General features: G+C 73.7%; 22 protein-coding genes and 1 pseudogene. 6 read left to right on the forward strand and 17 right to left on the reverse strand.

Going from position 1 to position 22,865, the window contains the following annotated elements:
- The first annotated feature begins 8 nt into the window (after nt 1–8).
- Nucleotides 9–1,076, forward strand: coding sequence for an LppM family (lipo)protein (locus ACWPXV_RS10240; RefSeq protein ID WP_454085137.1), 1,068 nt, complete (start codon nt 9–11; stop codon nt 1,074–1,076).
- A gap of 29 nt (nt 1,077–1,105) precedes the next feature.
- Here the strand turns inward: ACWPXV_RS10240 and ACWPXV_RS10245 are convergent, their stop codons facing one another.
- Nucleotides 1,106–1,411: a DUF2249 domain-containing protein gene (locus ACWPXV_RS10245; RefSeq protein ID WP_454085138.1), complete on the reverse strand. Its 306-nt coding sequence runs from the start codon at nt 1,409–1,411 to the stop codon at nt 1,106–1,108.
- A 109-nt stretch (nt 1,412–1,520) separates the two neighbouring features.
- Nucleotides 1,521–2,807, reverse strand: coding sequence for an adenylosuccinate synthase (locus ACWPXV_RS10250; RefSeq protein WP_454085139.1), 1,287 nt, complete (start codon nt 2,805–2,807; stop codon nt 1,521–1,523).
- Between the two features lie 167 nt (nt 2,808–2,974).
- Between ACWPXV_RS10250 and ACWPXV_RS10255 the strand changes: the two genes are divergently transcribed.
- Nucleotides 2,975–3,304 (forward strand): STAS domain-containing protein, encoded by a 330-nt coding sequence (locus ACWPXV_RS10255; RefSeq protein ID WP_251303586.1) that lies wholly within the window; start codon nt 2,975–2,977, stop codon nt 3,302–3,304.
- Here ACWPXV_RS10255 and ACWPXV_RS10260 read toward each other — a convergent pair.
- Nucleotides 3,301–5,511, reverse strand: coding sequence for a SpoIIE family protein phosphatase (locus ACWPXV_RS10260; protein WP_454085140.1), 2,211 nt, complete (start codon nt 5,509–5,511; stop codon nt 3,301–3,303). The two genes, ACWPXV_RS10255 and ACWPXV_RS10260, sit on opposite strands and share 4 nt — an antisense overlap.
- An 85-nt stretch (nt 5,512–5,596) precedes the next feature.
- Here ACWPXV_RS10260 and ACWPXV_RS10265 point away from each other — a divergent pair, with 85 nt between their 5' ends.
- The gene (locus ACWPXV_RS10265) at nt 5,597–5,986 is read left to right on the forward strand and encodes an STAS domain-containing protein (RefSeq protein ID WP_454085141.1); all 390 of its coding nucleotides are present in this window, start codon (nt 5,597–5,599) and stop codon (nt 5,984–5,986) included.
- Between the two features lie 80 nt (nt 5,987–6,066).
- Here the strand turns inward: ACWPXV_RS10265 and fbaA are convergent, their stop codons facing one another.
- The 5 genes from fbaA to pyrE all read right to left on the reverse strand — a co-directional run bounded on the left by fbaA (nt 6,067) and on the right by pyrE (nt 9,364).
- On the reverse strand, nt 6,067–7,089 hold the full coding sequence (gene fbaA, locus ACWPXV_RS10270) for a class II fructose-bisphosphate aldolase (protein ID WP_454085142.1): 1,023 nt from the start codon (nt 7,087–7,089) through the stop codon (nt 6,067–6,069).
- Nucleotides 7,090–7,123: 34 nt separating this feature from the next.
- The gene (locus ACWPXV_RS10275; protein ID WP_454085143.1) at nt 7,124–7,825 is read right to left on the reverse strand and encodes a TrmH family RNA methyltransferase; all 702 of its coding nucleotides are present in this window, start codon (nt 7,823–7,825) and stop codon (nt 7,124–7,126) included.
- Nucleotides 7,785–8,435 carry a LemA family protein gene (locus ACWPXV_RS10280; RefSeq protein WP_454085189.1) on the reverse strand — a complete coding sequence of 217 codons (651 nt, stop codon included), beginning with the start codon at nt 8,433–8,435 and terminating at the stop codon, nt 7,785–7,787. Before ACWPXV_RS10280 ends, ACWPXV_RS10275 begins: the two co-directional genes overlap by 41 nt.
- Nucleotides 8,436–8,453: 18 nt before the next feature.
- On the reverse strand, nt 8,454–8,660 hold the full coding sequence (locus tag ACWPXV_RS10285; RefSeq protein ID WP_454085144.1) for a hypothetical protein: 207 nt from the start codon (nt 8,658–8,660) through the stop codon (nt 8,454–8,456).
- A 122-nt stretch (nt 8,661–8,782) separates the two neighbouring features.
- Entirely contained in the window at nt 8,783–9,364 is a 582-nt protein-coding gene (gene pyrE, locus ACWPXV_RS10290) for an orotate phosphoribosyltransferase (protein WP_454085145.1), read from the reverse strand.
- 37 nt (nt 9,365–9,401) lie between these two features.
- Here pyrE and ACWPXV_RS10295 point away from each other — a divergent pair, with 37 nt between their 5' ends.
- On the forward strand, nt 9,402–10,184 hold the full coding sequence (locus tag ACWPXV_RS10295) for an exodeoxyribonuclease III (RefSeq protein WP_454085146.1): 783 nt from the start codon (nt 9,402–9,404) through the stop codon (nt 10,182–10,184).
- A gap of 6 nt (nt 10,185–10,190) precedes the next feature.
- Here the strand turns inward: ACWPXV_RS10295 and ACWPXV_RS10300 are convergent, their stop codons facing one another.
- The 5 genes and pseudogenes from ACWPXV_RS10300 to ACWPXV_RS10320 form a co-directional block, all read right to left on the reverse strand.
- On the reverse strand, nt 10,191–11,276 hold the full coding sequence (locus ACWPXV_RS10300) for a patatin-like phospholipase family protein (RefSeq protein ID WP_454085147.1): 1,086 nt from the start codon (nt 11,274–11,276) through the stop codon (nt 10,191–10,193).
- Nucleotides 11,277–11,335: 59 nt separating this feature from the next.
- A pseudogene (locus ACWPXV_RS10305) lies at nt 11,336–11,749 on the reverse strand (patatin-like phospholipase family protein); the annotation flags it as partial.
- A gap of 15 nt (nt 11,750–11,764) precedes the next feature.
- On the reverse strand, nt 11,765–12,571 hold the full coding sequence (locus ACWPXV_RS10310) for a serine hydrolase domain-containing protein (RefSeq protein WP_454085148.1): 807 nt from the start codon (nt 12,569–12,571) through the stop codon (nt 11,765–11,767).
- 106 nt (nt 12,572–12,677) lie between these two features.
- Nucleotides 12,678–15,293, reverse strand: a complete 2,616-nt coding sequence (gene clpB / locus ACWPXV_RS10315; RefSeq protein WP_454085149.1) for an ATP-dependent chaperone ClpB — start codon at nt 15,291–15,293, stop codon at nt 12,678–12,680.
- Nucleotides 15,294–15,658: 365 nt separating this feature from the next.
- Nucleotides 15,659–17,086 carry an amidase gene (locus ACWPXV_RS10320; protein WP_454085150.1) on the reverse strand — a complete coding sequence of 476 codons (1,428 nt, stop codon included), beginning with the start codon at nt 17,084–17,086 and terminating at the stop codon, nt 15,659–15,661.
- Nucleotides 17,087–17,203: 117 nt separating this feature from the next.
- Between ACWPXV_RS10320 and ACWPXV_RS10325 the strand changes: the two genes are divergently transcribed.
- Both ACWPXV_RS10325 and ACWPXV_RS10330 read left to right on the forward strand, forming a co-directional pair.
- A complete protein-coding gene (locus ACWPXV_RS10325; RefSeq protein ID WP_454085151.1) occupies nt 17,204–17,368 on the forward strand; it encodes an antitoxin in 165 nt (54 codons plus the stop codon).
- A gap of 62 nt (nt 17,369–17,430) precedes the next feature.
- Nucleotides 17,431–19,512 carry a prolyl oligopeptidase family serine peptidase gene (locus ACWPXV_RS10330; RefSeq protein WP_454085152.1) on the forward strand — a complete coding sequence of 694 codons (2,082 nt, stop codon included), beginning with the start codon at nt 17,431–17,433 and terminating at the stop codon, nt 19,510–19,512.
- Between the two features lie 66 nt (nt 19,513–19,578).
- Here ACWPXV_RS10330 and ACWPXV_RS10335 read toward each other — a convergent pair whose 3' ends face one another.
- The 4 genes from ACWPXV_RS10335 to ACWPXV_RS10350 all read right to left on the reverse strand — a co-directional run bounded on the left by ACWPXV_RS10335 (nt 19,579) and on the right by ACWPXV_RS10350 (nt 22,825).
- Nucleotides 19,579–20,415, reverse strand: coding sequence for a hypothetical protein (locus ACWPXV_RS10335; protein WP_454085153.1), 837 nt, complete (start codon nt 20,413–20,415; stop codon nt 19,579–19,581).
- Nucleotides 20,416–20,537: 122 nt separating this feature from the next.
- Complete coding sequence (locus ACWPXV_RS10340; RefSeq protein WP_454085154.1) at nt 20,538–21,338, reverse strand: hypothetical protein; 801 nt, start codon at nt 21,336–21,338, stop codon at nt 20,538–20,540.
- 70 nt (nt 21,339–21,408) lie between these two features.
- Complete coding sequence (locus ACWPXV_RS10345; RefSeq protein ID WP_454085155.1) at nt 21,409–21,813, reverse strand: heat shock protein transcriptional repressor HspR; 405 nt, start codon at nt 21,811–21,813, stop codon at nt 21,409–21,411.
- 19 nt (nt 21,814–21,832) lie between these two features.
- Nucleotides 21,833–22,825, reverse strand: a complete 993-nt coding sequence (locus ACWPXV_RS10350; RefSeq protein ID WP_454085156.1) for a DnaJ C-terminal domain-containing protein — start codon at nt 22,823–22,825, stop codon at nt 21,833–21,835.
- Nucleotides 22,826–22,865 lie beyond the last annotated feature (40 nt).

Below are 22,865 nucleotides of genomic sequence, written 5' to 3' on the forward strand. Positions count from 1 at the left end.
TTCGCGGCATGACATCACACCGCACCACGTCACGGGCCCGCCGCGGCCTGTCGGCGCTCCTCCTCCTCCCCCTCCTGCTCGTCCTGGCCGGCTGCTTCCGCCTGGACATGGGGCTGACGATCAACGAGGACGACACCCTCGACGTCGCCATGGAGGTCGGCGACCTCACCGGCATGGCCACCCGCGAGGACATGGACTGCTCCGAGCTGGAGTCCGAGATGGGCGACGCCCCCGAGGAGGCCGAGTTCGCCGTCGAGGACATCGAGGACGAGGACGGCAACATCGGCTGCCGCATCTCCGCCACCGGCGCCCCGATCGACTCGATGACCGGTGAGGGCATGACCATCGAGAAGGTCGACGACACCTACGTCTTCTCCTTCGACGGTGACGAGACCGGCATGGGTGACACGAGCAGCCTCGAGGACATGCCGGCCGGCATGGAGCCCCAGGTCGCCATCTCCGTCACCTTCCCCGGTGAGGTCATCGAGGCCGACGGCGAGATCGACGGCAACACCGTGACGTGGAGCGGCATCGAGGCCTTCGCCGCCGGCGGCAGCGCCACCGGCGAGGCCGCCGGCAACGGCGGTGGCAGCGCGGGTGGCGTGTCCACCGCGGTGTGGATCGTCCTCGCCGTCGTCGCGCTCCTCGCGATCGCCGCGCTCATCTTCCTCATCTCACGCAAGAAGGGCGGCAAGTCCGGCAACGCCGGGGACCCCGCCTTCGGTGGCCCCGCCGGCCCCGCGCCCTACGGCCAGGGCGGCCAGCCCGGCCAGGTCGCCAACGAGCCCGGCCCCGGCTTCCCCGCGCAGCCCGGTGCGGGCCAGCCGGTCGGCGGCTCGGCCCGACCGACCAGGTCCCGGCCGACCCCGGCCCCGGCTACCCCGGCCAGCAGCCCCGGCCGCGCCGGCCCCGTTCACGACGGCCGCCGCGGACACGCCGGTCGACCGCCCGGAGGGCTCGCCCTTCGCGCCGTCGCCCGAGCCGCCCAGCCAGTCCGACGAGGACCAGCAGCGCTAGCACCCCACTACCAGCGCGAGAACCCCACAACCCGCCGACAGCTGAGTTACTACCGGTAACAACTCAGCTGTCGGCGGGTTGTGGCATGTCAGGGCTGCTGGCGGGTGAGCCGCACCGTCCAGTCCTCGGGGCCCTCGACGAGGTAGGTGACCGCGAAGGCACCGGGCTGGCGCTCCTCGATCTGCGCGAGCAGCGGCACCGGGTTGTGCGGGGCGACGAGGTCCAGGGCGAAACCCGGGGCGATCGCGGTCAGCGCACCGAAGACCGTCGCGTGGCGGATGGCGTGCGGGACCTGGCGGACGTCGAGCACCGGGGTGGCGTCGTCGTGACCGCCGCAGGCGCAGCCCCCGCCCGTCCCCGGCCGGCTCGTGATCGTGATGTCGTCGACAGCCATGGCCGTCCCCTCTCGTTGGCGAGAGGCCAGGTTATGCACGGACATCTCCGTGCCTACGGGACCATCGGCCCACGCCCCCGCCCGTTCGTGGGCGGGGGCACCGGCGCGGTCAGTCGAGCAGGGAGTGGCGCACGATCGTCGCGGCCCGGTCGGGGCCGACGCCGATCGAGGAGATCCGCGCCCCGGACATCTCCTCCAGCGCGAGGACGTAGCGCTGGGCGGCGTCCGGCAGGTCGGAGAACTCACGGGCGTCGCTGATGTCCTCGCTCCAGCCGTCGAGCTCCTCGTACACCGGGCGGGCGTGGTGGAAGTCGGTCTGGTTGGGCGGCATGTCGTCCACCCGGCGGCCGTCGACCTCGTAGGCCACGCAGACCGGGATCTTCTCCAGGCCGGTGAGGACGTCGAGCTTGGTGAGGACGAGGTCGGTGAGCCCGTTGACCCGGCTGGCGAAGCGGGCGACGACGGCGTCGTACCAGCCGCAGCGGCGGGGGCGTCCCGTCGTCGTGCCGTACTCCCCGCCCACGCTGCGCAGGCGCTCGCCGGCGGCGTCGTGGAGCTCGGTGGGGAACGGTCCCTCACCGACGCGGGTCGTGTAGGCCTTGACGACGCCGACGACGCGGTCGATGCGCGTGGGGCCCACGCCGCTGCCGGTGCAGGCGCCACCGGCGGTGGCGGAGGAGGAGGTGACGAAGGGGTAGGTGCCGTGGTCGACGTCGAGCATCGCGGCCTGGCCGGCCTCGAAGACCACCGTGCGGCCCTCGTCGAGGGCCTGGTTGAGGACGAGGGAGGTGTCGGCGACCATCGGGCGTAGCCGCTCGGCGTAGGCGAGCAGCTCGTCGGTGACCTCGTCGACGTCCACGGCGCGGCGGTTGTAGACCTTGAGGAGCAGCTGGTTCTTCTGGACCAGCGCGCCCTCGACCTTCTGCCGCAGGATCTTCTCGTCGAAGATGTCCTGGACCCGGATGCCCACGCGCGCCATCTTGTCGGCGTAGGTGGGGCCGATGCCGCGGCCGGTGGTGCCGATCTGGCGCTTGCCGAGGAAGCGCTCGGTCACCTTGTCCAGCGTCCGGTTGTAGGACGGGATGAGGTGGGCGCTGGAGGAGACGAGGAGCCTGGAGACGTCCACGCCACGGGCGCTGAGCCCCTCGAGCTCGGCAAAGAGCACCTCGAGGTCGACGACCACGCCGTTGCCGATGACCGGCGTGCACCCCGGGCTGAGGATGCCGGAGGGCAGCAGGTGGAGGGCGTACTTCTCCTCGCCGACGACGACCGTGTGCCCCGCGTTGTTGCCCCCGTTGAACTTGACGACGTAGTCGACCTGGGAGCTGAGCTGGTCGGTGGCCTTCCCCTTGCCCTCGTCGCCCCACTGGGCTCCGACGACGACGACCGCTGGCATGGTGATCCCTTTCGCTGGAGGCGGGCGCCGATCGGCTCCCGGGACAGGTTACCCAACCCGCCCCTCCGGCGGTTCGGGGTGCACCCGGCGGCTCACCCGCCTAGGCTCGACGAGGAAACGGACCGGGCACCGCCGCACGCGCACGAGCGGCGGCCAGAGGGAGCAGCATGATCGAGATCGCGGCGTCATCGACCACGACGACGGTGACGATCAGCGGGGATCTCGACCTTGCCGAACGCGGCCAGTTCCCCGAGGCCACGGCCCGGGTGAGCGGGCTGCGCCGCCAGCTCCTCGTCATCGACATGTGCGACGTCACCTTCATGGACTCCACCGGCGCGGCGTTCCTCATCGCGCTCGCCGACGCCGCGGGCAAGCGCGGCGGCGCGGCCGTGCTGCGCGGCTGCGACGACCGCGAGCTCTTCGTCCTCGAGATCTGCGGCGCGCTGGGCAGCTTCCGGATCGACACCGAGCACCGCTGCGAGCGCCGGGCCTCCTAGCCCTCCTGCTCCTCGGCGCGCTGCGCCCAGGGCTCCTTGGCGCGCACGCGCGCCCACACGACCTTGCCGGCCGGGGTCGGGCGCCAGCCCCACTCGGCGAGCCGGGAGATGATGTGGAGCCCGAAGCCGCCCACCCGGCCCACGCGGCCCTCGCGGACCACCGGCGGGCTGGGGTTGGCGTCCTCGACCTCGATGCGCAGGCCGTCGCCGGTGTCGCGCAGGCGCAGGTCCACCCGGCCCCACCCGTGCATGACGGCGTTGGCGACGAGCTCGGAGGCGACGAGCTCCGCGGCGGCGGTGTCCTCGATGTCCCAGGCCTCGCAGGCGCGGAGCACGGCGTGCCGGGCCCGCGCGATCGTCTTGGGGTCCATCGGCATCTGCCAGCGCCGCTCCCGGGGCCCGGACCACGTGTGGGTGGGGTCGGAGGCGGGGTCGGGCACGCGGAGGACGACGACGGCGATGTCGTCCTCGGGCGCGTCGGCGAGCTCCTGGAGCAGCTCCTCCCCGATCCCGGCGGCGTCGGGCGCGTCGATCTTCCCGGCGGCCGCGACGAGCGCGGCGACACCGTCGCGCATGGAGCGGTCACGGCGCTCGACGAGGCCGTCGGCGTAGAAGACGAGGACGTCCCCGGGGCGGGCGACCGCGTGCCCGGTGTGCCGCGGACGGCGGCCGAAGCCGACGAGGGGGCCGTGGGCGCCCTCGAGCGGGGTGGCCCGCCCGCCGCTCACCTGGACGATCGGCAGGTGCCCGGCGCGGGAGTAGGCCACGTCCCAGGTCTCCCCGCCGGGCCGGGGGTGGAGGGTGGCGTAGACGAAGGAGGCGGGACGGGCGATCCGCATGCTCGCCACCAGCCGGTCGACGCGGCCCAGGACCTTGCCCGGCTCGACGAACTCGGCGGCGTAGGCGCGCACGACGGACCGGAGCTGGCCCATCGCCGCCGCCGCCTCGACGTCGTGCCCGACGACGTCGCCCACGACGACACCGACACGCCCCTCGCCCATGTCGAGGACGTCGTACCAGTCCCCGCCCACCTGGGCGTGCTCGGAGCTCGGCGCGTAGTAGCTCCACACGTCCACGCCCTCGACGTGGCTCTGCTCGGGGAGCATGGCGCGCTGGAGCGTCTCGGCGAGGCGGTGCTCGCGGTCGTAGAGCTGGAGGTTGTCCATCGCCATGCCCACGCGGCGGGCGACGAGCTCGAGGACGGTCGTCAGCTCCCCGGTCGGCAGCGCCTGCTCGTCGGTCTCCCGGTCCGGCGGGCGGACGGCGAGGACGGCGAGGACGGCCTTGCGGCCGAGGACGGGCAGCAGCCACAGCGGCCCGTCGTCGGGCGCGGTGTCGTCCTGGGCGACGAGCGCGAGGAGCTCCCCGGTGAGGGTGCCCTCCTCGGCCGGCTCGCGCGGGTCGACGACGACCGTCTGCATGCGGGTGTCGAGGAAGAGCCCGACGACGGGGTCTGGGATGTCCCCGCGCAGCCGGGCCTGGCGGCGCAGGTCGCGGCGGTGGTAGGAGATGCCGGCGAGGTCGGTGACCTTCTGCAGCTGCGTGCCGTCGGCGTAGAAGGCGGCCCACGGGACGATGCGCCGCACGAGCAGGGCACCGATCTCGGTGAGCGCGGTCGTGGAGTCGACGTCGGCGAGGATGTCGGAGACCCGTGCGACGAGGCTCAGGCCACGCTGAGCGCGCTCCTCGGCGGCGGCGCGCTCCTCGGCGAGGACGGCGGAGGCGAGCTCCTCGGTGGCGTCGCGCACCGTGACCAGCCAGCGGTGCCAGCCGCCGGCGCCTGCCCCGAGCGGGCTGAAGGACACGGTGGCGCGGTAGGAGGTGCCGTCACTGCGCGGCACGGACCGCACGACGGAGACGGGCAGCCCCGCCGCGAGCGCCTCCAGCAGCGCGCTCGTGTCCCGCCCGTGGGTGGCGACGAGCCGGGGGGCGGACTCGCGCAGCTCGGCGACCGAGTAGCCGGTCATCTCCGCGAGCGAGGAGCTCACCCACACGACGCGGGAGCCGGCAGGGCGCGTGGACAGGTCGATGTCGACGACGTAGGTCGGGTCGGGCAGCGCCTCGAGCAGGTGCTCGGAGCGGACGGCGAGCGCCTCGGGCAGCTCGCGCGGGGGCTCGGCGGACCGGGCCGGGCGCATGCGGACGGTGCCGTGAGGAGGGGTCGGGGAGCCCACCGGTGCGGGCACGCCGCTGTCCGGTCCGGTCATGTTGGCTCTCCGATCGTCCTGAGTCTCCTAGGATGCCGTGGAGGACGTTCCGGCGCGAACCGCCGGACCAGCAGAAGGAGAGCCTGTGCGCGACGACAGTTCGACAAGCGGCCGCGGCCCCGAGACCGGCACGGCGTCGCTCATGGTGGCACAGGGGCGCACCCGGCTCGTCCTGTCCGGTGAGATCGACGTTGCTCTCAGCAGCGAGCTCACCGAGGCGGTCTCCGAGGCCGAGTCCTCCCGCAACCCCGTGGAGATCGACGCCCGCCACGTCACCTTCATGGACTCCTCGGGCGTCGCGCTCCTCGCGCGGCTCGCCCACCGCACGCCCGGCCCGCTCACGATGATCAAGCCTCCGGACGTCGTCCGGTTCCTGCTCGACATCACGCGCCTGGGCGACGTCGTGACGATCGTCGAGGAGGACCCCGGCTTCCCCGAGCCGGCCGACCCTCCTCCGGGCGACGACGCCGCGTAGCGGCCCACCCTCACATACGCCGAGAGCCGGACCCCTCCGTGGAGGAGTCCGGCTCTCGGCGTACTACGGGGGGTGGTGCGTCAGGCCATCTTCGTCCCGGCCGAGCGCAGCTGCTGGCAGGCCTCGACGATGCGGGCGGCCATGCCGGCCTCGGCGGCCTTGCCCCAGGCGCGGGGGTCGTAGGCCTTCTTGTTGCCGACGTCGCCGTCGATCTTGAGCACGCCGTCGTAGTTCTTGAACATGTGCTCGACGACGGGGCGGGTGAACGCGTACTGGGTGTCGGTGTCGACGTTCATCTTGATGACACCGTTGTCGACGGCGAGGGCGATCTCCTCGGCCGTGGAGCCGGACCCGCCGTGGAAGACGAGGTCGAAGGGCGACTCCTTGCCGATCTCCTGGCCGACGACACGCTGGATCTCACCGAGGATCTCCGGGCGCAGCTTGACCGCACCCGGCTTGTACACGCCGTGGACGTTGCCGAAGGTCAGCGCCGTGAGGTACCGGCCCTTCTCGCCCGCGCCGAGCGCCCGCACGGTGGCCAGGCCGTCCTCGGGGGTGGTGTAGAGCTTCTCGTTGATCTCGGCCTCGTGGCCGTCCTCCTCGCCACCGACGACGCCGACCTCGATCTCGAGGATCGTGCGCGCCTTCTGGGAGAGCTCGAGGAGCTCCTCGGCGATGACGAGGTTCTCGTCCAGCGGGACGGTGGAGCCGTCGAACATGTGCGACTGGAACATCGGGTTCTTGCCGGCGGCGACCTCCTCGGCCTCCATGGCGAGCAGCGGCCGGACCCAGGAGTCGAGGTTCTCCTTGACGCAGTGGTCGGTGTGCAGCGCGATGGTGACGCCGTAGTTCTTGGCGACCTCGTGCGCGTAGGCGGCCAGGGCGCGGGTGCCGGTGACGCGGTCCTTGATCGTCGAGCCGGAGGCGTACTCGCCACCGCCGACGGAGACCTGGATGATGCCGTCGCTCTCGGCCTCGGCGAAGCCGCGGATCGCCGCGGTCACGGTCTGGGACGAGGTGATGTTGATGGCCGGGTAGGCGAACTTGCCCGCCTTCGCCCTGTCGAGCATCTCGTTGTAGGACTCGGGGGTTGCGATGGGCACTGAATGCCTCCTGTGGATAGACGCAGCGATACGCCTAGATTGTGTCACGCCCGGGCTCGGCCGGGTCGGGACGTCCGGCCTGCGGCCCGTGCTGCAGGATCCACGCGTACATCGCCACCGCGGCCGCGGCCCCGACGTTGAGGGACCGGGTGGAGCCGTACTGGGTGATGTGGAGGATCTCGGTGCAGGCGGCCCGCGCCTCGGCGGACAGCCCGCCGGACTCCTGGCCGAAGAGCAGCACGGCGCGCTCGGGCAGCGGCCGGTGCTCGAGCGGCAGTGAGCCCGGGACGTTGTCGACGCCGATGACCGCCAGCCCCTGGTCCTGCGCCCACGCGAGGAGGCCGGCGACGTCGTCGTGGTGGTGCAGGTGCTGGTAGCGGTCGGTGACCATCGCCCCGCGCCGGTTCCACCGCCGTCGCCCGACGATGTGGACGGCGGCGACGGCGAAGGCGTTGGCCGTGCGGACGACCGAGCCGATGTTGAAGTCGTGCCCGAGGTTCTCGATCGCGACGTGGAGGGGGTGGCGGCGGGCGTCGATGTCCTCGACGATCGCCTCCAGCCGCCAGTAGCGGTACTCGTCGACGACGTTGCGCCGGTCCCCCTCGGCGAGCAGCTCGGGGTCGAGCCGGGGGTCGCGGGGCCAGGCCTCCGGCCCACCGGGCCAGGGCCCGACGCCGACCTCTTCCTCGCGCACCTCAGGCGTCGCGGCGAGGGTCGTAGCCCCCGCGCTGACCACCGAAGGAGGGGCCGCCGTCGACGGGCGCGGCGGAGCCGGGCGCCTCCCCGGCCGTGAAGTGGACCGAGGGGACGGCGCGGACGGCGGGGTCGTTGGCCTCGAAGTACTCCGCCCGCCGGAAGGAGAACATGTTCGCAATGATGTTCGGCGGGAAGGTCTCGATCTTCGTGTTGAGCTGGCGCACGTTGGCGTTGTAGAAGCGGCGGCCCGCGGCGATGCGGTCCTCGGTGTTGGTGAGCTCGGCCTGGAGGTCGGCGAAGTTCTCCGAGGAGCGCAGCTCCGGGTAGGCCTCGGCGACGGCGAAGAGCCGGCTCAGCGCGCCACTGAGGGCGTTCTCGCTGACCGCCTGCTTGGCAGGCCCGAGCCCGCCGCCGGCCGCGGCCGCGCGGGCGCGGGTGACCTCGTCGAAGACCTCGCGCTCCTGGGCGGCGTAGCCCTTGACCGTCTCGACGAGGTTGGGCACGAGGGAGTGGCGGCGGTGGAGCTCGACGTCGATCTGCCGCCAGGCCTCCTGGACGAGGTTCCGCAGGCGGACCAGGCCGTTGTAGGTCGCGATCGCCCAGACGGCGACGACGACGAGCACGGCCAGGACGACGAGCACGACGAGCATCTCCACGTGCTCAGCCTGTCACAGCGCGCCCGGGTTGCCTCGCCGACCGCCGGATCTCTTGGACGACGGCTCGCGGCTCCGACCGGCGAGAACGATCGCGACGCCGTAGGGCACCACGCAGACGAGCGCGAGCTGCCACCAGGGCCAGGCCACGACGAAGCTCAGCGCGCCGATGATCGCGAAGCCGATGATGGTGACGAGCGTCTGCCGCTGTCGCGTCCTCACGATGTGCCCTTCCGTCGCTGGCCCACCCTGTCGTGGGTGCACGGAACGTAGCGCGGGGCGAGCGCCGGACGGGATAGACCAAGGGCTACGGTTCGCGGGACGGAGCGCCTGCCAAGGAGGGCTCAGCCGGCGGAGGGGAGCCCGAGGTCCTCACGGCCGAGGGCGGCCAGGTACCGGACCCCCGCCGCCTCGACGCGCTCGCGTGCCCCGGTGTCCCGGTCGACGACGACGGCGGCCCCGACGACCTCGGCGCCCGCCTCGCGCAGCGCCTCGATGGCGGTGAGCAGGCTGCCCCCGGTGGTCGAGGTGTCCTCGACGGCGACGACGCGGCGGCCGGCGACGTCCGGTCCCTCGACGCGGCGCTGCAGGCCGTGGGCCTTGGCCTCCTTGCGGACGACGAAGGCGTCGAGGGCGAGGCCGCGGGAGGCGGCGGCGTGGAGGACCGCGGTGGCGACCGGGTCGGCGCCCATGGTGAGCCCGCCGACGGCGTCGACCTCGTCGGGGCCCAGGCCGGCCTCCTCGAGGAGGTCGAGCACGACGTGCCCCACGAGCGGCGCGGCCGCGTGGTGGAGGGTGACGCGCCGCATGTCGACGTAGTGGTCGGAGGTGCGGCCGCTGGCGAGCGTCACCTCGCCGCGGATGACGGCGAGGTCGCGGACGTACTGGGCGAGCCGGCTGCGCAGGGAGTCGTTGGGGGAGGTCACGGCTGCAGGGTACCGGCCGGCCGGTAGCCTCGAGCGCATGCGTCTGGCCACGTGGAACGTCAACTCCGTCCGCACCCGGGTCGACCGGGTCCTCGCCTTCCTCGAGCGGTCGGGGACGGACGTGCTGGCCCTCCAGGAGACCAAGTGCCGCGACGAGCAGTTCCCGCTCCTGCCCTTCGAGGCCGCCGGCTACCACGTCGCCCACCACGGCCTGAGCCAGTGGAACGGCGTCGCCGTCGTCTCACGGCTGCCCGTGGAGGACGTCGAGCCCGGCTTCCCGGGCATGCCGACCTGGGGTGAGCCCGCCGCCGCGGAGGCCCGCGCGCTGGGCGCCACCGTTGACGGCGTGCGGGTGTGGAGCCTGTACGTGCCCAACGGCCGCACCCTGGACGACCCGCACTACCAGTACAAGCTCGACTGGCTCGCGGCCCTGCGCGACGCCGCCCACGGCTGGCTCACGGCAGACCCCGCCGCCCAGGTCGCGCTCGTCGGGGACTGGAACGTCGCCCCGCGCGACGAGGACGTGTGGGACCCGGCGGCCTTCGTCGGTGCCACCCACGTCTCCCCGCCCGAGCGCGCGGCGCTCGCCGCCCTGGGCGAGGCGGGTTTCGCCGAGGTGACGCGCGAGCACACCCCCGGCGCCTACACCTACTGGGACTACCAGCGCCTGCGCTTCCCCCGCAACGAGGGCATGCGCATCGACCTCGTCCACGCCTCCCCGGCGCTCGCGGCCCGGGTGACGGGCGCCCACGTCGACCGCAACGAGCGCAAGGGCAAGGGCGCCAGCGACCACGTGCCCGTCGTCGTCGACCTCGACTGAGCGCGGTCAGGCGGGCGGCGGCACCCAGCTGGGCGCGACGGTGATCTCGGTCCGGTGGTGCTCCCAGGTGCGCCACCACTCCTCGGCGCCCTCGGGCAGGCGCTCGGCGGGCACGCGGCGCAGCAGGTCGCGCAGCGTGTACTTGAGGCCGGCGATCTCGGCGACCCTCTCCAGGCGGGCCGACTCCTCCGTGTCCTCGCCGAAGGCGTCCTCCTCGGCGTGCCAGATGCGCCGGCGGAGGAGGACGAGCTCGCGGGTGACGGCCTGCTCCTCGTCGCTAGCGCCGAGGACCGCCTCCGCGGCGCGGAGGTAGCCGTAGTCCATGGCGATCGCGACGAGCCCGGGCTCGATGGTGAGGGTGTCGTGGACGTCGAACTCCGGCTCGATGACGACGGCGCCCGCCGCCCGGGCCTGGACCACCTCGTCGCGCTGCACCTCGTCGGTCATGATCGCCGTCGTCGTGCGCATGAGGATGCCGAGCATGTCCCGGTCGTCGTAGGACTCCTCGCGGCGCAGCCCGGACGGGCCGGCGACGACGGCGTAGCAGGTGCCGACGCCCAGGTGCCGGATCGCGATGTCCGCGGGCAGGGACTCCCGCACCCCGCCGTCGACGTAGTTCTCCTCCCCGAGCCGCACCGGCGCGAAGACCATGGGGATGGCGCAGGACGCGCGGATCGCCTCGACGAGGTCGACGGGACCGTCGCCGAGGGGACGGTTGTCGCGGTCGACGAGGGTGCCGTCCTCGGTGACGTAGCGCAGCTCGCCGCTCTCCAGGCCGACGACGGCGACGCGCAGGGTGACGCCGGACGCCGCGACGGCGTCGGGCCGGAAGACCTCCGGGTCGACGAGGTGGTCGACGATGGGGCCCGGGCGGTACATCGAGCGCTCGCGGCGGGCGCCCTCGACGATCGTCTCGAGGTCACCGCTCGCACGCCCCATGGTCCGGAGCATGTCGATCGACTCGAGGAAGCGGCCCGGCCCGGGGACGGGCGCGTCCGTCGGGTGCCGGTCGGTGCTCGCGGCCTGCTCCTCGGCGGGCTCGCCGCCCGGGGTGAGGCGGCTCGGCGGGGTCGGGACGGGCGGGTGCTCCACCGGCGGGTGGTCCGCGTGCTCCGGCTCCTGGGCTGCTCCGCCTGCCGCCCCTCGCCGTTGGCCGTGCGGACGACCCGCTCGGCCGCGGTGGAGATCTCGTCGCGCAGGACGGCCACCCGCTTGAAGGAGCGGCCGAGCGCGCCCTGGCGCCGCTTGCGCCGCTCGAGGGCCTCGGCCCACACCGGGCCGCGCTCGCGCAGCCGGCTGAACCACGGCAGCTCCTCGAACATGTCCGAGGAGTCGCTCATCCCCCGCCACAGCTCCTCGAGGCGGGCGAGGGCGGCGCGCTGGCCGTCCTGCTCGGCCGACTGCGCGAGCACGGCCGCGAGGATCGAGCCCGCCGAGGTGCCGGTGATGACCGAGGGGCAGATCCCCGCCCGGTCGTAGAGGTAGCGGAGCGCGCCGAGCTGGAAGCTGGCCCGTGCCCCGCCACCGCTCAGGACGAGGCCGACGACGTCAGGAGCGTCTGGCATGGCAGCAGGTTAACGTCAGCGCAGGTCGGTGAGAACGGCGTCGGACAGGCCGGGCCACAGCCCCGCCGCCCACTCCCCGAAGCGCTCGGCGCCGAGGAAGGCCGTGGCCAGGCCGGCCCGCGGGTCGACCCACAGGAAGCTGCCGGACTGGCCGAAGTGCCCGAAGGTCTCCGGTGCGTTGCCGCTGCCGGTCCAGTGCGGTGACTTGGTCCCGCGGATCTCGAAGCCCAGGCCCCAGTCGTTCGGGTCCTGGCGCCCGAACCCGGGCAGCACGCCGGGCAGGCCCGGCAGCTGGACGGTGGTGGCCTCGGCGAGGAGCTCGGGGTCCAGGACCTGGGGGGCGAGGAGCTCACGGCCGAAGGCGGCGAGGTCCTCGGCGCTGCCGCGAGCGCCGTGGGCCGGGGAGCCCTCGAGCACGACGGTGCTCAGGCCCAGCGGGACGAGCACCGTGTCCTCCAGCCAGTCGGCGAAGTCGGTGCCCGTCGCCTCGGCGACGTGGTCCGCGACGATCTCCATGCCGCGGTTGCTGTAGATCCGCCGGCGGCCGGGGGCGCTGAGGGTGTCGTCGGAGTCCATCGCCACGCCCGAGGCGTGGGCGAGCAGGTGACGCACGGTCGCCCCCTCCGGGCCGGCGGGCTCCTCGAGGTCGACGAGGTGGCGGGAGACGGCGACGAGCGTGGCCGCCGTCGTCAGCAGCTTGGTCACCGACGCCCAGGGGAAGGACTGTCCGGCCTCCCCGTGGGTCAGTCGCGTCCCGCTCGCGTCGGTGACGACGACGGCGTGCGGGAAGTCCGGCAGCTGCACCTGGTCGAGAGCGCTCATGCCTTCCAGGGTGCCACCTGTGGACGGACCGGGTGTCCCCAGCCCCTGGAAGAACTCAGCTCTCGCCGCGAGGGGGGGGTTCCTCGGCGAGAGCTGAGCTGTTCCGTCAGACGGGGGCGACGGCGGTGGTGTCGGCCTCCACGGTGAGGGTGAGGCCGCCCTCGGGGCCGCGGTCGACGGACACGGTCGCGCCGTCGGCCACCTGCCCGCCGAGCATGAGGCGGGCGAGCTGGTCGCCGATCTCACGCTGGACGAGCCGGCGCAGCGGACGCGCGCCGTAGGCCGGGTCGTACCCCTCGAAGGCGAGCCACTCGGCGGCCGCCGCAGACACCTCCAGGGTGACGCGGCGCTCGGCGAGCCGGTCACGCAGCCGCGCGACCTGGAGCTCGACGATGGAGCCGAGCTCCTCGAGGGTGAGCGCGTCGAAGAGCACGACGTCGTCGAGCCGGTTGAGGAACTCGGGCTTGAAGGCCGCCCGCACTGCGCTCATCACCGCCTCGCGCTTGGCCTCCTCGGGCATCGTCTGGTCGACGAGGAACTGCGAGCCGAGGTTGGAGGTGAGGACGAGGATGACGTTGCGGAAGTCCACCGTGCGGCCCTGGCCGTCGGTGAGCCGACCGTCGTCGAGCACCTGGAGGAGGATGTCGAAGACCTCCGGGTGGGCCTTCTCGACCTCGTCGAGGAGGACGACGGAGTAGGGCCGGCGGCGCACCGCCTCGGTGAGCTGGCCGCCCTCCTCGTAGCCGACGTACCCCGGAGGGGCGCCGACGAGCCGCGAGACGGAGTGCTTCTCGGAGTACTCGCTCATGTCGATGCGGACGATGGCGCGCTCGTCGTCGAAGAGGAAGTCCGCGAGGGACTTGGCCAGCTCGGTCTTGCCGACGCCGGTGGGACCGAGGAAGAGGAAGGAGCCGGTGGGCCGGTCGGGGTCCGACAAGCCCGCCCGGGAGCGCCGCACGGCGTCGGACACCGCCTGGACGGCGGTGCGCTGACCGATGAGCCGCTGCCCGAGGACGTCCTCCATGCGCAGCAGCTTCTCGGTCTCCCCCTCGAGGAGCCGGCCGACGGGGATGCCGGTCCAGGCGGCGACGACCTCGGCGACCTCGTCCGCGGAGACCCGGTCGGCGATCATCGGGGTCTCGGCGGTCTGGGTCGCCTCGGCGGCCTCCGCCTCGCGGATCTCCCGCTCCACGGCCGGGATGTCGCCGTAGCGCAGGCGTCCGGCGTCCTCGTAGCGGCCCTCGCGCTCGGCGCGGTCGGCCTCCGTACGCAGGGAGTCCAGGCGCTGCTTGAGGTCACCGACGCGGTTGTGGCCGGCCTTCTCCGCCTCCCACCGGGCGGTGAGGGCGGCGAGCTCCTCGGAGCGGTCGGCGAGCTCGGCGCGCAGCCGCTCGAGGCGGTCCCGGGAGGCCGGGTCGTCGGCGTCGGCGGACTCGACGAGGTAGGCCTCCTCCATCCGCAGCCGCTCGACGGCGCGGCGCAGCGCGTCGACCTCCTCGGGGGAGGAGTCGAGCTCCATACGCAGGCGGGAGGCGGCCTCGTCGACGAGGTCGATGGCCTTGTCGGGCAGCTGGCGGCCGCTGATGTAGCGGTCGGAGAGGGTCGCGGCGGCGACGAGCGCGCCGTCGGAGATCGTCACCTGGTGGTGCGCCTCATACTTCGGCGCGATGCCGCGCAGGATCGCGACGGTGTCCTCGACGGACGGCTCGCCGACGAAGACCTGCTGGAAGCGGCGCTCGAGGGCGGGGTCCTTCTCGATGTGCTCGCGGAACTCGTCGAGGGTCGTGGCGCCGACCATCCGCAGCTCGCCGCGGGCCAGCATGGGCTTGAGCATGTTCCCGGCGTCCATCGCGCCCTCGGCGGCACCGGCGCCGACGACCGTGTGGAGCTCGTCGATGAAGGTGACGACCTCGCCGTCGGAGTCCTTGATCTCCTGGAGGACCGCCTTGAGGCGCTCCTCGAACTCGCCGCGGTACTTCGCGCCGGCGACCATCGAGCCGAGGTCCAGGGCGATGAGGCGCTTGTCGCGCAGCGACTCCGGGACGTCCCCGTTGACCATGCGCTGGGCCAGCCCCTCGACGACGGCGGTCTTGCCGACGCCGGGCTCGCCGATGAGGACGGGGTTGTTCTTCGTGCGGCGGGAGAGGACCTGGACGACGCGGCGGATCTCGGCGTCGCGGCCGATGACCGGGTCGAGGCGACCGTCGCGGGCGGCGGCGGTGAGGTCCTGGCCGTACTTCTCCAGGGCCTTGTAGGTGCCCTCGGGGTCGGCGCTCGTGACGCGGCCGGAGCCGCGGACCGTGGGCAGCGCGTCGAGGAGCGCGTCCCGGTCGGCGCCGAGGTCGCGCAGGACCTGCCCGGCGGGGCTCTCGCTGCGGGCGAGCGCGAGGAGGAGGTGCTCGGTGGAGACGAACTCGTCCCCGAGGGCGGTCGCCTCCTCACCGGCCTGGGTGATGACGGTCATCATCGGGCGCGACGGGGAGGGCTGGGCCACGGAGGACCCGGAGGCACCGGGCAGGGCGGCGGCCGCGGCCGTGGCGCGCTCGACGATGGCGGCGCGGTTGGCGCCGACGGCGTCGACGAGAGCGGGCGCGACCCCGCCGGGCTGCTCGAGGAGCGCGACGAGCACGTGGACGGGCTCGAGCTGGGGGTTGCCGGCCGTCGCGGCCGAGCGCATGGCGGAGGCGATCGCCTCCTGCGACTTGGTGGTCAGCTTGTCCATCGAATCCTCCGGGTGAGTTCAGGTTCCACTGAGGTCAACGCCGCAGGGTTGAGTCTATTCCGCTCAAGTCTGTTCCGCACCGCGTCACGGTCGTGACGAGATGCGGTGGGCCGCTGCCGGGCGCACGCTCGGACGCACGAGCACCGACCGAAGGAGCCACGATCATGTCGACACTCCCTCCCCGGGCCCCGGTCCCGGCGGGCCTGCCGTCCCGCCCGGTGAGCCCCTGCCCCAGGAGCCGGCAGCGCCGCTCGCGGACCCGCCACCTCCCGGGCAGCCGCCCACCGCGCCGCCGAGCTCACCGTCCGTCGAGCCGCCCAGCGAGTCCCCCGGCCCGCCCCCGGTGGAGCCGCCGGACTGACGCGTCAGGCCGGCTCGACCGGGATCGTGGGCCACGGGTCGGCCTCCTCGAGCGCCGCGGCCAGGCCGAGGAGCAGCTCCTCGTCGCCGAGCCGGGTGGCCCCGAGCTGGACGCCGACCGGCAGCGTGACGCCGTCGACCTCGGCGCGGTGCAGCGGGATGGTGATCGCCGGGGCACCGAGCATGTTCCACGGGCTCGTCCACGGCGTGAAGGCCTTCTGCGCCTCGAAGTCCGCCGCCGGGTCGGCGTCGTCGCGCATGCCCCCGATGAACGGGGCAGGGGTCGCGAGCGCCGGGGTGAGGACGACGTCGAGGTCGCGCCACACCTCGGCCGCCGAGCGGGCCAGGCGCTGGACCGCGGCGACGGCGGCCGCGTAGTCGACCCCGGAGTACTGCCGGCCCTGCTCGCGCATCCACCGGGTGAGGGGCACGAGGAGCTCCTCGGCCTCGGGCGGGACGGGGGCGGACAGCGCCCCGACGGCCCAGAGCGGGTTGAAGTGCTCCCACTCCTCGGGGCTGAAGGGCACCTGGGTGGTGGTCACCGCGTGCCCCATCTCCTCGAGCAGCCGCACGGCACGGTCGACGGCGGCGAGGGACGTCTCGTGCACCGGTGCCTCGTGGACGTTGATCGGCCGGGTGAGGACGCCGATGCGCAGCTCGCGCGGCCGGTGGCCGCAGGCCGCGAGGAAGGACGAGCGCGGCCCGGGGAGGAGGTAGTGGTCCCCCGGCCACGGCTCGGAGAGGACGTCGAGGAAGGCGGCGGTGTCCCGCACCGTGCGGGTGACGACGCCGTCGACGGTGAGGCCGGCGCCGTCGACCCCGAACGGCCCCTTCGACACCCGCCCGCGGCTCGCCTTGAGCCCGACGAGCCCGCACGCCGCGGCCGGGATGCGGATCGAGCCGCCGCCGTCGCTCGCGTGCGCGGCGGGGACGATGCCGGCGGCGACGGCGGCGGCAGCCCCGCCGGAGGAGCCGCCCGCGCTGCGGCGCGGGTCCCACGGGCTGCGGGCGGGGGCTGCGACGTCGGGCTCGGTGTAGGACGGCAGCCCGAGCTCCGGCGTCGTCGTCTTGCCGACCATGAGGGTGCCGGCCTCGCGCAGGCGCACCGCCACGCCGTCGTCGGCGGGGGCGACGTAGCCGCGCAGGGCCGCGCTGCCGGCCTCGAAGGGCTGGCCGGCGACCATGGCGAGGTCCTTGACCGGGACAGGGACGCCGAGGAAGGGCGGCAGCTCTCCCCCGTCGCTCAGCCGGCGGGTGGCCGCGGCGGCCTGCTCGCGGGCGAGCTCGGGGGTGAGGTGGGCGAAGGCACCGACGGCCGGGCCCAGCCGTTCGGCCCGCTCGAGGGTGTGCTCGACGACGTCGCGCGGGTCGAGCTCGCCGCAGCGGACGGCGGCGGCGAGGTCGAGGGCGCTGAGCTCGTGGATGTCACTCATCACCCGAGGCTATCGACACGGCCGAACTCCAGCCGCTCTCCCGTTGCGGGCAGCGGCGGGCGGGCGCACTGTGGAGCACCAGCCGCACCCGGCGGCGCAGACGAGAGGGGACTGAGCATGGGTATCGGTGACAAGGCCAAGGACGCCCTGGGCGACGAGCAGAAGAGCGACGCCGCGCTCGACAAGGCCGGCGACGCCGCCGACGCCAAGACGGGCGGCAAGCACGGCGACAAGATCGACAGCGCGCAGGACGCCGCGGACAAGAAGATCGGCAACGAGTGACCCGTGGACGGCCGGGCTCCCTCGCGGAGCCCGGCCGTCGGCGCGCGTGATGGGATGTGCCCATGACTGCAGACTCCCCCACCGACCCCCATGCCTGGCTCGAGGACGTCGAGGGCGACGCCGCGCTCGACTGGGTCCGCGCCCACAACGAGCGGGCCGTCAGCGCCCTGGAGACCGAGCGCTTCGCGCAGCTGCGTGAGGAGATCCTCGAGGTCCTCGACTCGACGGACAAGATCCCCGCCGTCGTCCAGCGCGGCGAGCACCTGTACAACTTCTGGACCGACGCCGAGCACGAGCGCGGGCTGTGGCGGCGCACCACCTGGGAGTCCTACCGCACCGCGGAGCCGGAGTGGGAGGTGCTCCTCGACGTCGACGCGCTCGCCGCCGAGGAGGGCGTCAGCTGGGTGTGGCACGGCGCGCAGGTGCTGCGCCCGGCCTACGAGCGGGCGCTCGTCGCGCTGTCCCGCGGTGGCGCCGACGCCGACGTCACTCGCGAGTTCGACCTCGTGACCAAGAGCTTCGTCGAGGACGGCTTCGTCCGCGAGGAGTCGAAGGGCGCGCTGAGCTGGGCCGACAGCTCCGGGGACGTCGTCTACGCGTACACGGACTTCGGGGAGGGCTCGATGACGCCCTCGGGCTATCCGCGCACCGTGCGCCGGTGGGAGCGGGGCACCGCGCTGGCGGACGCCCCGGAGATCTTCGCCGGCGAGCACACCGACATGTCGATCGGCGCCGGCCACGACTTCACGCCGGGCTTCGAGCGGGACATCGTGTGGCGGGCGCGCGCCTTCTACGACTCCGACATGTACCTCCTCGACGGCGCCGAGCTCACCCGCATCGACGTCCCGCGCTCCGCGGAGCCCGACCTCCACCGCGAGTGGCTCACCGTCGAGCTGCGCGACGACTGGGAGGTCGAGGGCCGCGTCCTGCCCGGGGGCGGGCTCCTCGCCATCCGCCTGGACGACTTCCTCGCCGGCGGCCGCGACTTCGCGGTGCTCTACGAGCCCACCGAGTCGACGGCGCTCGTCGGGGCGAGCTGGACCCGCCACCACCTCGTCCTCAACGTCCTCGACGACGTGACGAACCGCCTCGAGGTGCTCACCCCCACCGACGGCACCTGGCAGCGGCGCCCGCTCGACCTCGCCTCCGCGGGGACCGGCTGGGAGGCGCCGCGGCTGGCGACGATCGGCGTCGGCGCAGTGGACGCGGACGAGTCGGACGCCCTGTGGCTCACCGTCACCGGCTTCCTCACCCCGACGACGCTCGCCCGGCTGGACCTCGACGCGGACGGCGGCGTCGTCGGCCTCGAGCCGCTCAAGGCGCTGCCGGCCTTCTTCGGCACCGAGGGCCTGCACGTCGAGCAGCACTTCGCCGTGTCCGACGACGGCACCCGGGTGCCGTACTTCCAGGTGTCCCCCACCCCCGTGGCCGACAACGAGGTGGTGCGCCCGCTGCCGACGCTCCTGTCCGGGTACGGCGGCTTCGAGATCCCCCGGCTGCCCGCGTACTCGGCCACCGTGGGCCGTGCCTGGCTCGCGCGGGGCGGGGCCTACGTCGTCGCCAACATCCGCGGCGGCGGGGAGTACGGGCCGCGCTGGCACCAGGCCGCGCTCAAGGAGAAGCGCCACCGCGCCTACGAGGACTTCGCCGCCGTCGCGCGCGACCTCGTGGCCCGCGGCGTCACCGACCCCGCGCACCTCGGCGCGCAGGGCGGCTCCAACGGCGGGCTGCTCATGGGCAACATGATCACCGGCTACCCCGAGCTCTTCGGGGCGATCGTCTGCCAGGTGCCGCTGCTCGACATGAAGCGCTACAGCCACCTGCTCGCCGGGGCGTCGTGGATGGCCGAGTACGGCGACCCGGACGACCCGGAGCAGTGGGAGTTCATCAGGACCTTCTCCGCGTACCACCGCTTCGACCCGGCCGACGAGCACCCGCCCGTGCTCTTCACGACGTCCACGCGAGACGACCGTGTCCACCCCGGCCACGCGCGCAAGATGATGGCGCTCATGGCCGAGGCGGGCAAGGACGTCACGTACTACGAGAACATCGAGGGCGGGCACGGCGGCGCCGCGACGAACGCGCAGGCGGCGTTCATGCAGGCCCTGGCCCACGAGTTCCTCTGGCAGCGCCTGGGCGGCTGAGCCCGCTCCAGGACGACGGCAGCCGGCCCCCAGCGCGAGCTGAGGGCCGGCTGCGTCGTTCGCGGGTCAGTACTGGCCGGTGCGGATGCGCTTGTTGACGCGCACGAGCCAGACGATGCCGATGATGAGGAGGATGAAGGCGACGAAGCCGATCGCCAGGCCGACGAGGACGGCGACCCCGACGCTCGTGAGGTCGGAGATGTCGAGCGGCGGACCGATGGTGAGGGCCGAGCTGGCGTCCTGCGGCAGGTCGCAGTCGAAGGTGTGGCTGCCGGCCTGAGCCGTCGTGAAGCCGAGGCCGATGGCGGAGTCGGGCACGTCGAGGCCGAGGGAGTCCGGAGCCGTGGCGATGGCCTGTCCCCCGGGCCCGGTGACCGTGCACTCGATCTGGCTGGGGTCGACCGACGAGGTGCCGAAGTAGATGACGTAGTCGGTGTCGGCCTGCAGGTCGGTGGACTGGCCGTTGGTGACCTGAGCACCGTCCACGACGCCCTCGAGCGAGTCGACGACCGACGCGATGCCGATGAAGAAGCCGATGATCGGTGCGGCGACCATGGCGATCGCCGACACGATGATCATGACGATCGGGCCGGTGCGCTTGGGCTGCGGCCCGCTCGGGCCGGGCCCGTAGCCGTACCCGCCCGGCTGGCCGTACCCCGGCTGGCCGTAGCCCGGCTGCTGGCCGTACGCCCCGGGCGGGCTGTAGCCGGGCTGGCCGTACGCCCCGGGCTGGCCGGGCTGCTGCCCGTAGCCACCGCCCTGCTGACCGTAACCGCCGGCCTGCTGCCCGTAGCCGCCCGACTGCTGGCCGGCGTCGTTCTGGCCGTAGGACGGAGGTCGCTGCCCCTCGGGCAGGCGCCGGCCGTAGCGCGGCTCGTCAGGTCCGCCGTCGTTCGCGGTCATCTCGGCTCCTTCTCGCGTCTGTGGGCAGCACCAGCATGCCAGGTGAGCGGTCAGGACCGTCGAGGCAGCCCGGCGATCCAGCCGTTGAGCGGGCTGGTCGGGACCCAGGGCACCCGCCCCGGTCAGTAGACGCGCTGGGTGAGGGAGCGCAGACCGGTCGGCACGGCGAGGCTGAGCCCGTGGCGAGCGAGGACGGTGCGGACCGCGTCCGCCGGGAGGGACCCGAGCCGCTCCAGGGTGAGCGTCCGTCCGGGCAGCCCGGGGCGTAGACCCAGCACGGTCGTCGACATCGGGGCGTGCTGGGGGTACTGCCGCAGGGCGGCGGCCTCGTCGTCGTGCTCGAGCACCACGACCCGCGGATCGGCACCGAGCTCGTCGCGGATGGCGGAGGCCCGGTAGTGGGGCGGCTCCTCCTCGGCCCCGGTGAGGTGGTGCGAGCGGTTCGCCGAGGTGATGTGGAGGTGGTCGGTGGCGCACAGCCGCAGGCTCCGCGCGAGGAACCCGTTGGACGGGCACCGGTAGCCGGGCACGATGACCTGGACCCAGCGGCCGGCGTCGTCACGGGCGGTGAGGTGGTCGGGGACGTGGGCGGCGGCGGGGGCCCGGAACCCGAGGGGGCCCAGGCACAGCAGCTCGTCGACCGCGCCGAGGACGTCGTCCGCCCGCAGGCCGCCGGGCAGCCGCGTGAGGTCGGCGAGTCCGGGGAGGCGAGCGGGCGTCGTCGTCACGCTCCCCACCTGCCCGGGCCGGCGGCCCTTGAACGCGTTCGCGGCGTGGACGGTCGGCGCGTCGCCGCGCGTGGTGAGCGCGTAGAGGTTGGCGAAGGCGTGGACGACGAGGGCGCCGGAGGCGAGGGCACGGGCGGCGCTCTCGACGTCGTTCGCGTCGCCGATCCGCAGCCGTGCCGCTGTCCCACCGGTCATGGCGCCCTCCCGAGCCCCTCGGGCCCAGTGTCCTCCCGGCAGGCCGCCCTGAACAGGCCCGCGAGGTGGGTCAGCCGCGGTAGGGCGGGCGCCAGATGACGAGGGCGCCGCCGGAGCGGCGCGGGCGCCGGCCCGGCGCGAGCTCGCTCACCTCACCGGAGGGGTCGGCGGCGAAGACACGAGCCGTGGTGAAGGCGCGCAGCCGCTGGAGCTCGCCACGGGTCCGGTCGAGCTCCCGCTCGAGCTCGATGATCCGGCGGATCCCGGCAAGGTTGACGCCCTCGTCCTGGGAGAGCCGCTGGACCTCGCGCAGGGAGTCGACGTCCCGCCGCGAGTAGCGCCGGCCCCGCCCGCGGGCGCGCTGGGGGGTGACGATGCCCAGGCGGTCGTACTGGCGCAGGGTCTGCGGGTGCATCCCCGCGAGCTCGGCGGCCACGGAGATGACGTAGAGGGGTGCGTCGTCGTCGATGTCCATCACGTCCTCCTCTCCTGACTCAGCGTGTCGCGCGGGCCCTGAGGTCGGCGCGCGGGTCCTCGCCGCTGGTGGCGGCCGCAAAGGCCTCGACGGCCTTGCGGGCGTCCGCCGGCAGGTGGGTGGGGACGGCCACCTGGACGGTGACGAGCAGGTCACCGGTCCCCTTGGGGGTGTCGATGCCGCGGCCCTTGACCCGCAGCGTGCGTCCCGACGGCGTCCCGGCGGGCACCTTGAGCCGCACCGTCTCCCCGGAGAGGGTGGGCACGTCGATGGTCGCGCCGAGCGCGGCCTCGGCGAAGGTCACCGGCACGGTGACCTTGAGGTTGAGGCCGTCCATCGTGAAGACGGGGTGCGGCTCGACGTGGACGGTGACGACCATGTCGCCGGGCTCACCGCCGCCGCGGCCGGCCTGCCCCTTGCCGCGCAGGCGGATCTTCTGGCCGTCGCTGACACCGGCGGGGATCCGCACGTTCATCGAGCGGCCGTTGGTGGTGAGCTGGACCGTGGAGCCCTCGACCGCGTTGCGGAAGGGCAGGGTCGCGCTCGTCGTGATGTCCCCGCCGCGCTGCGTCGTGCGGCGCGAGCCGAAGCCCCCGCCACCGCCTCCGCCGCCGGAGAACATGTCCTGGAGGATGTCCTCGAAGCCGCCGCCCCCGGTGGAGAAGCGGGTGCGGCCACCACCGCTGCCCCCACCGCCGAACATCCCGCCGAAGAGGTCCTCGAAGCCGGCTGCGCCGGAGGGTCCGCCGGTGCCGGCGGAGAAGCGCGCGCCGCCCCCGGCCATCGCGCGGATCGCGTCGTACTGCTTGCGCTGCTCGGGGTCGGAGAGGACCGAGTAGGCCTCACCGACCTCCTTGAAGCGCCCCTCGGCGGAGGCGTCACCGGGGTTGCGGTCGGGGTGGAGGTCCCGGGCGAGCTTGCGGTACGCCTTCTTGATCGTCGCGTCGTCGGCGTCCTTGGAGACACCGAGCGTCTTGTAGAAGTCCTTCTCGATCCAGTCCTGGCCGGTCACCGGGCCTCACCTCCTCGTCGTCGTGTCGTGGGGCGGTGCC

The sequence above is a fragment of the Georgenia sp. Marseille-Q6866 genome, from assembly GCF_965111665.1.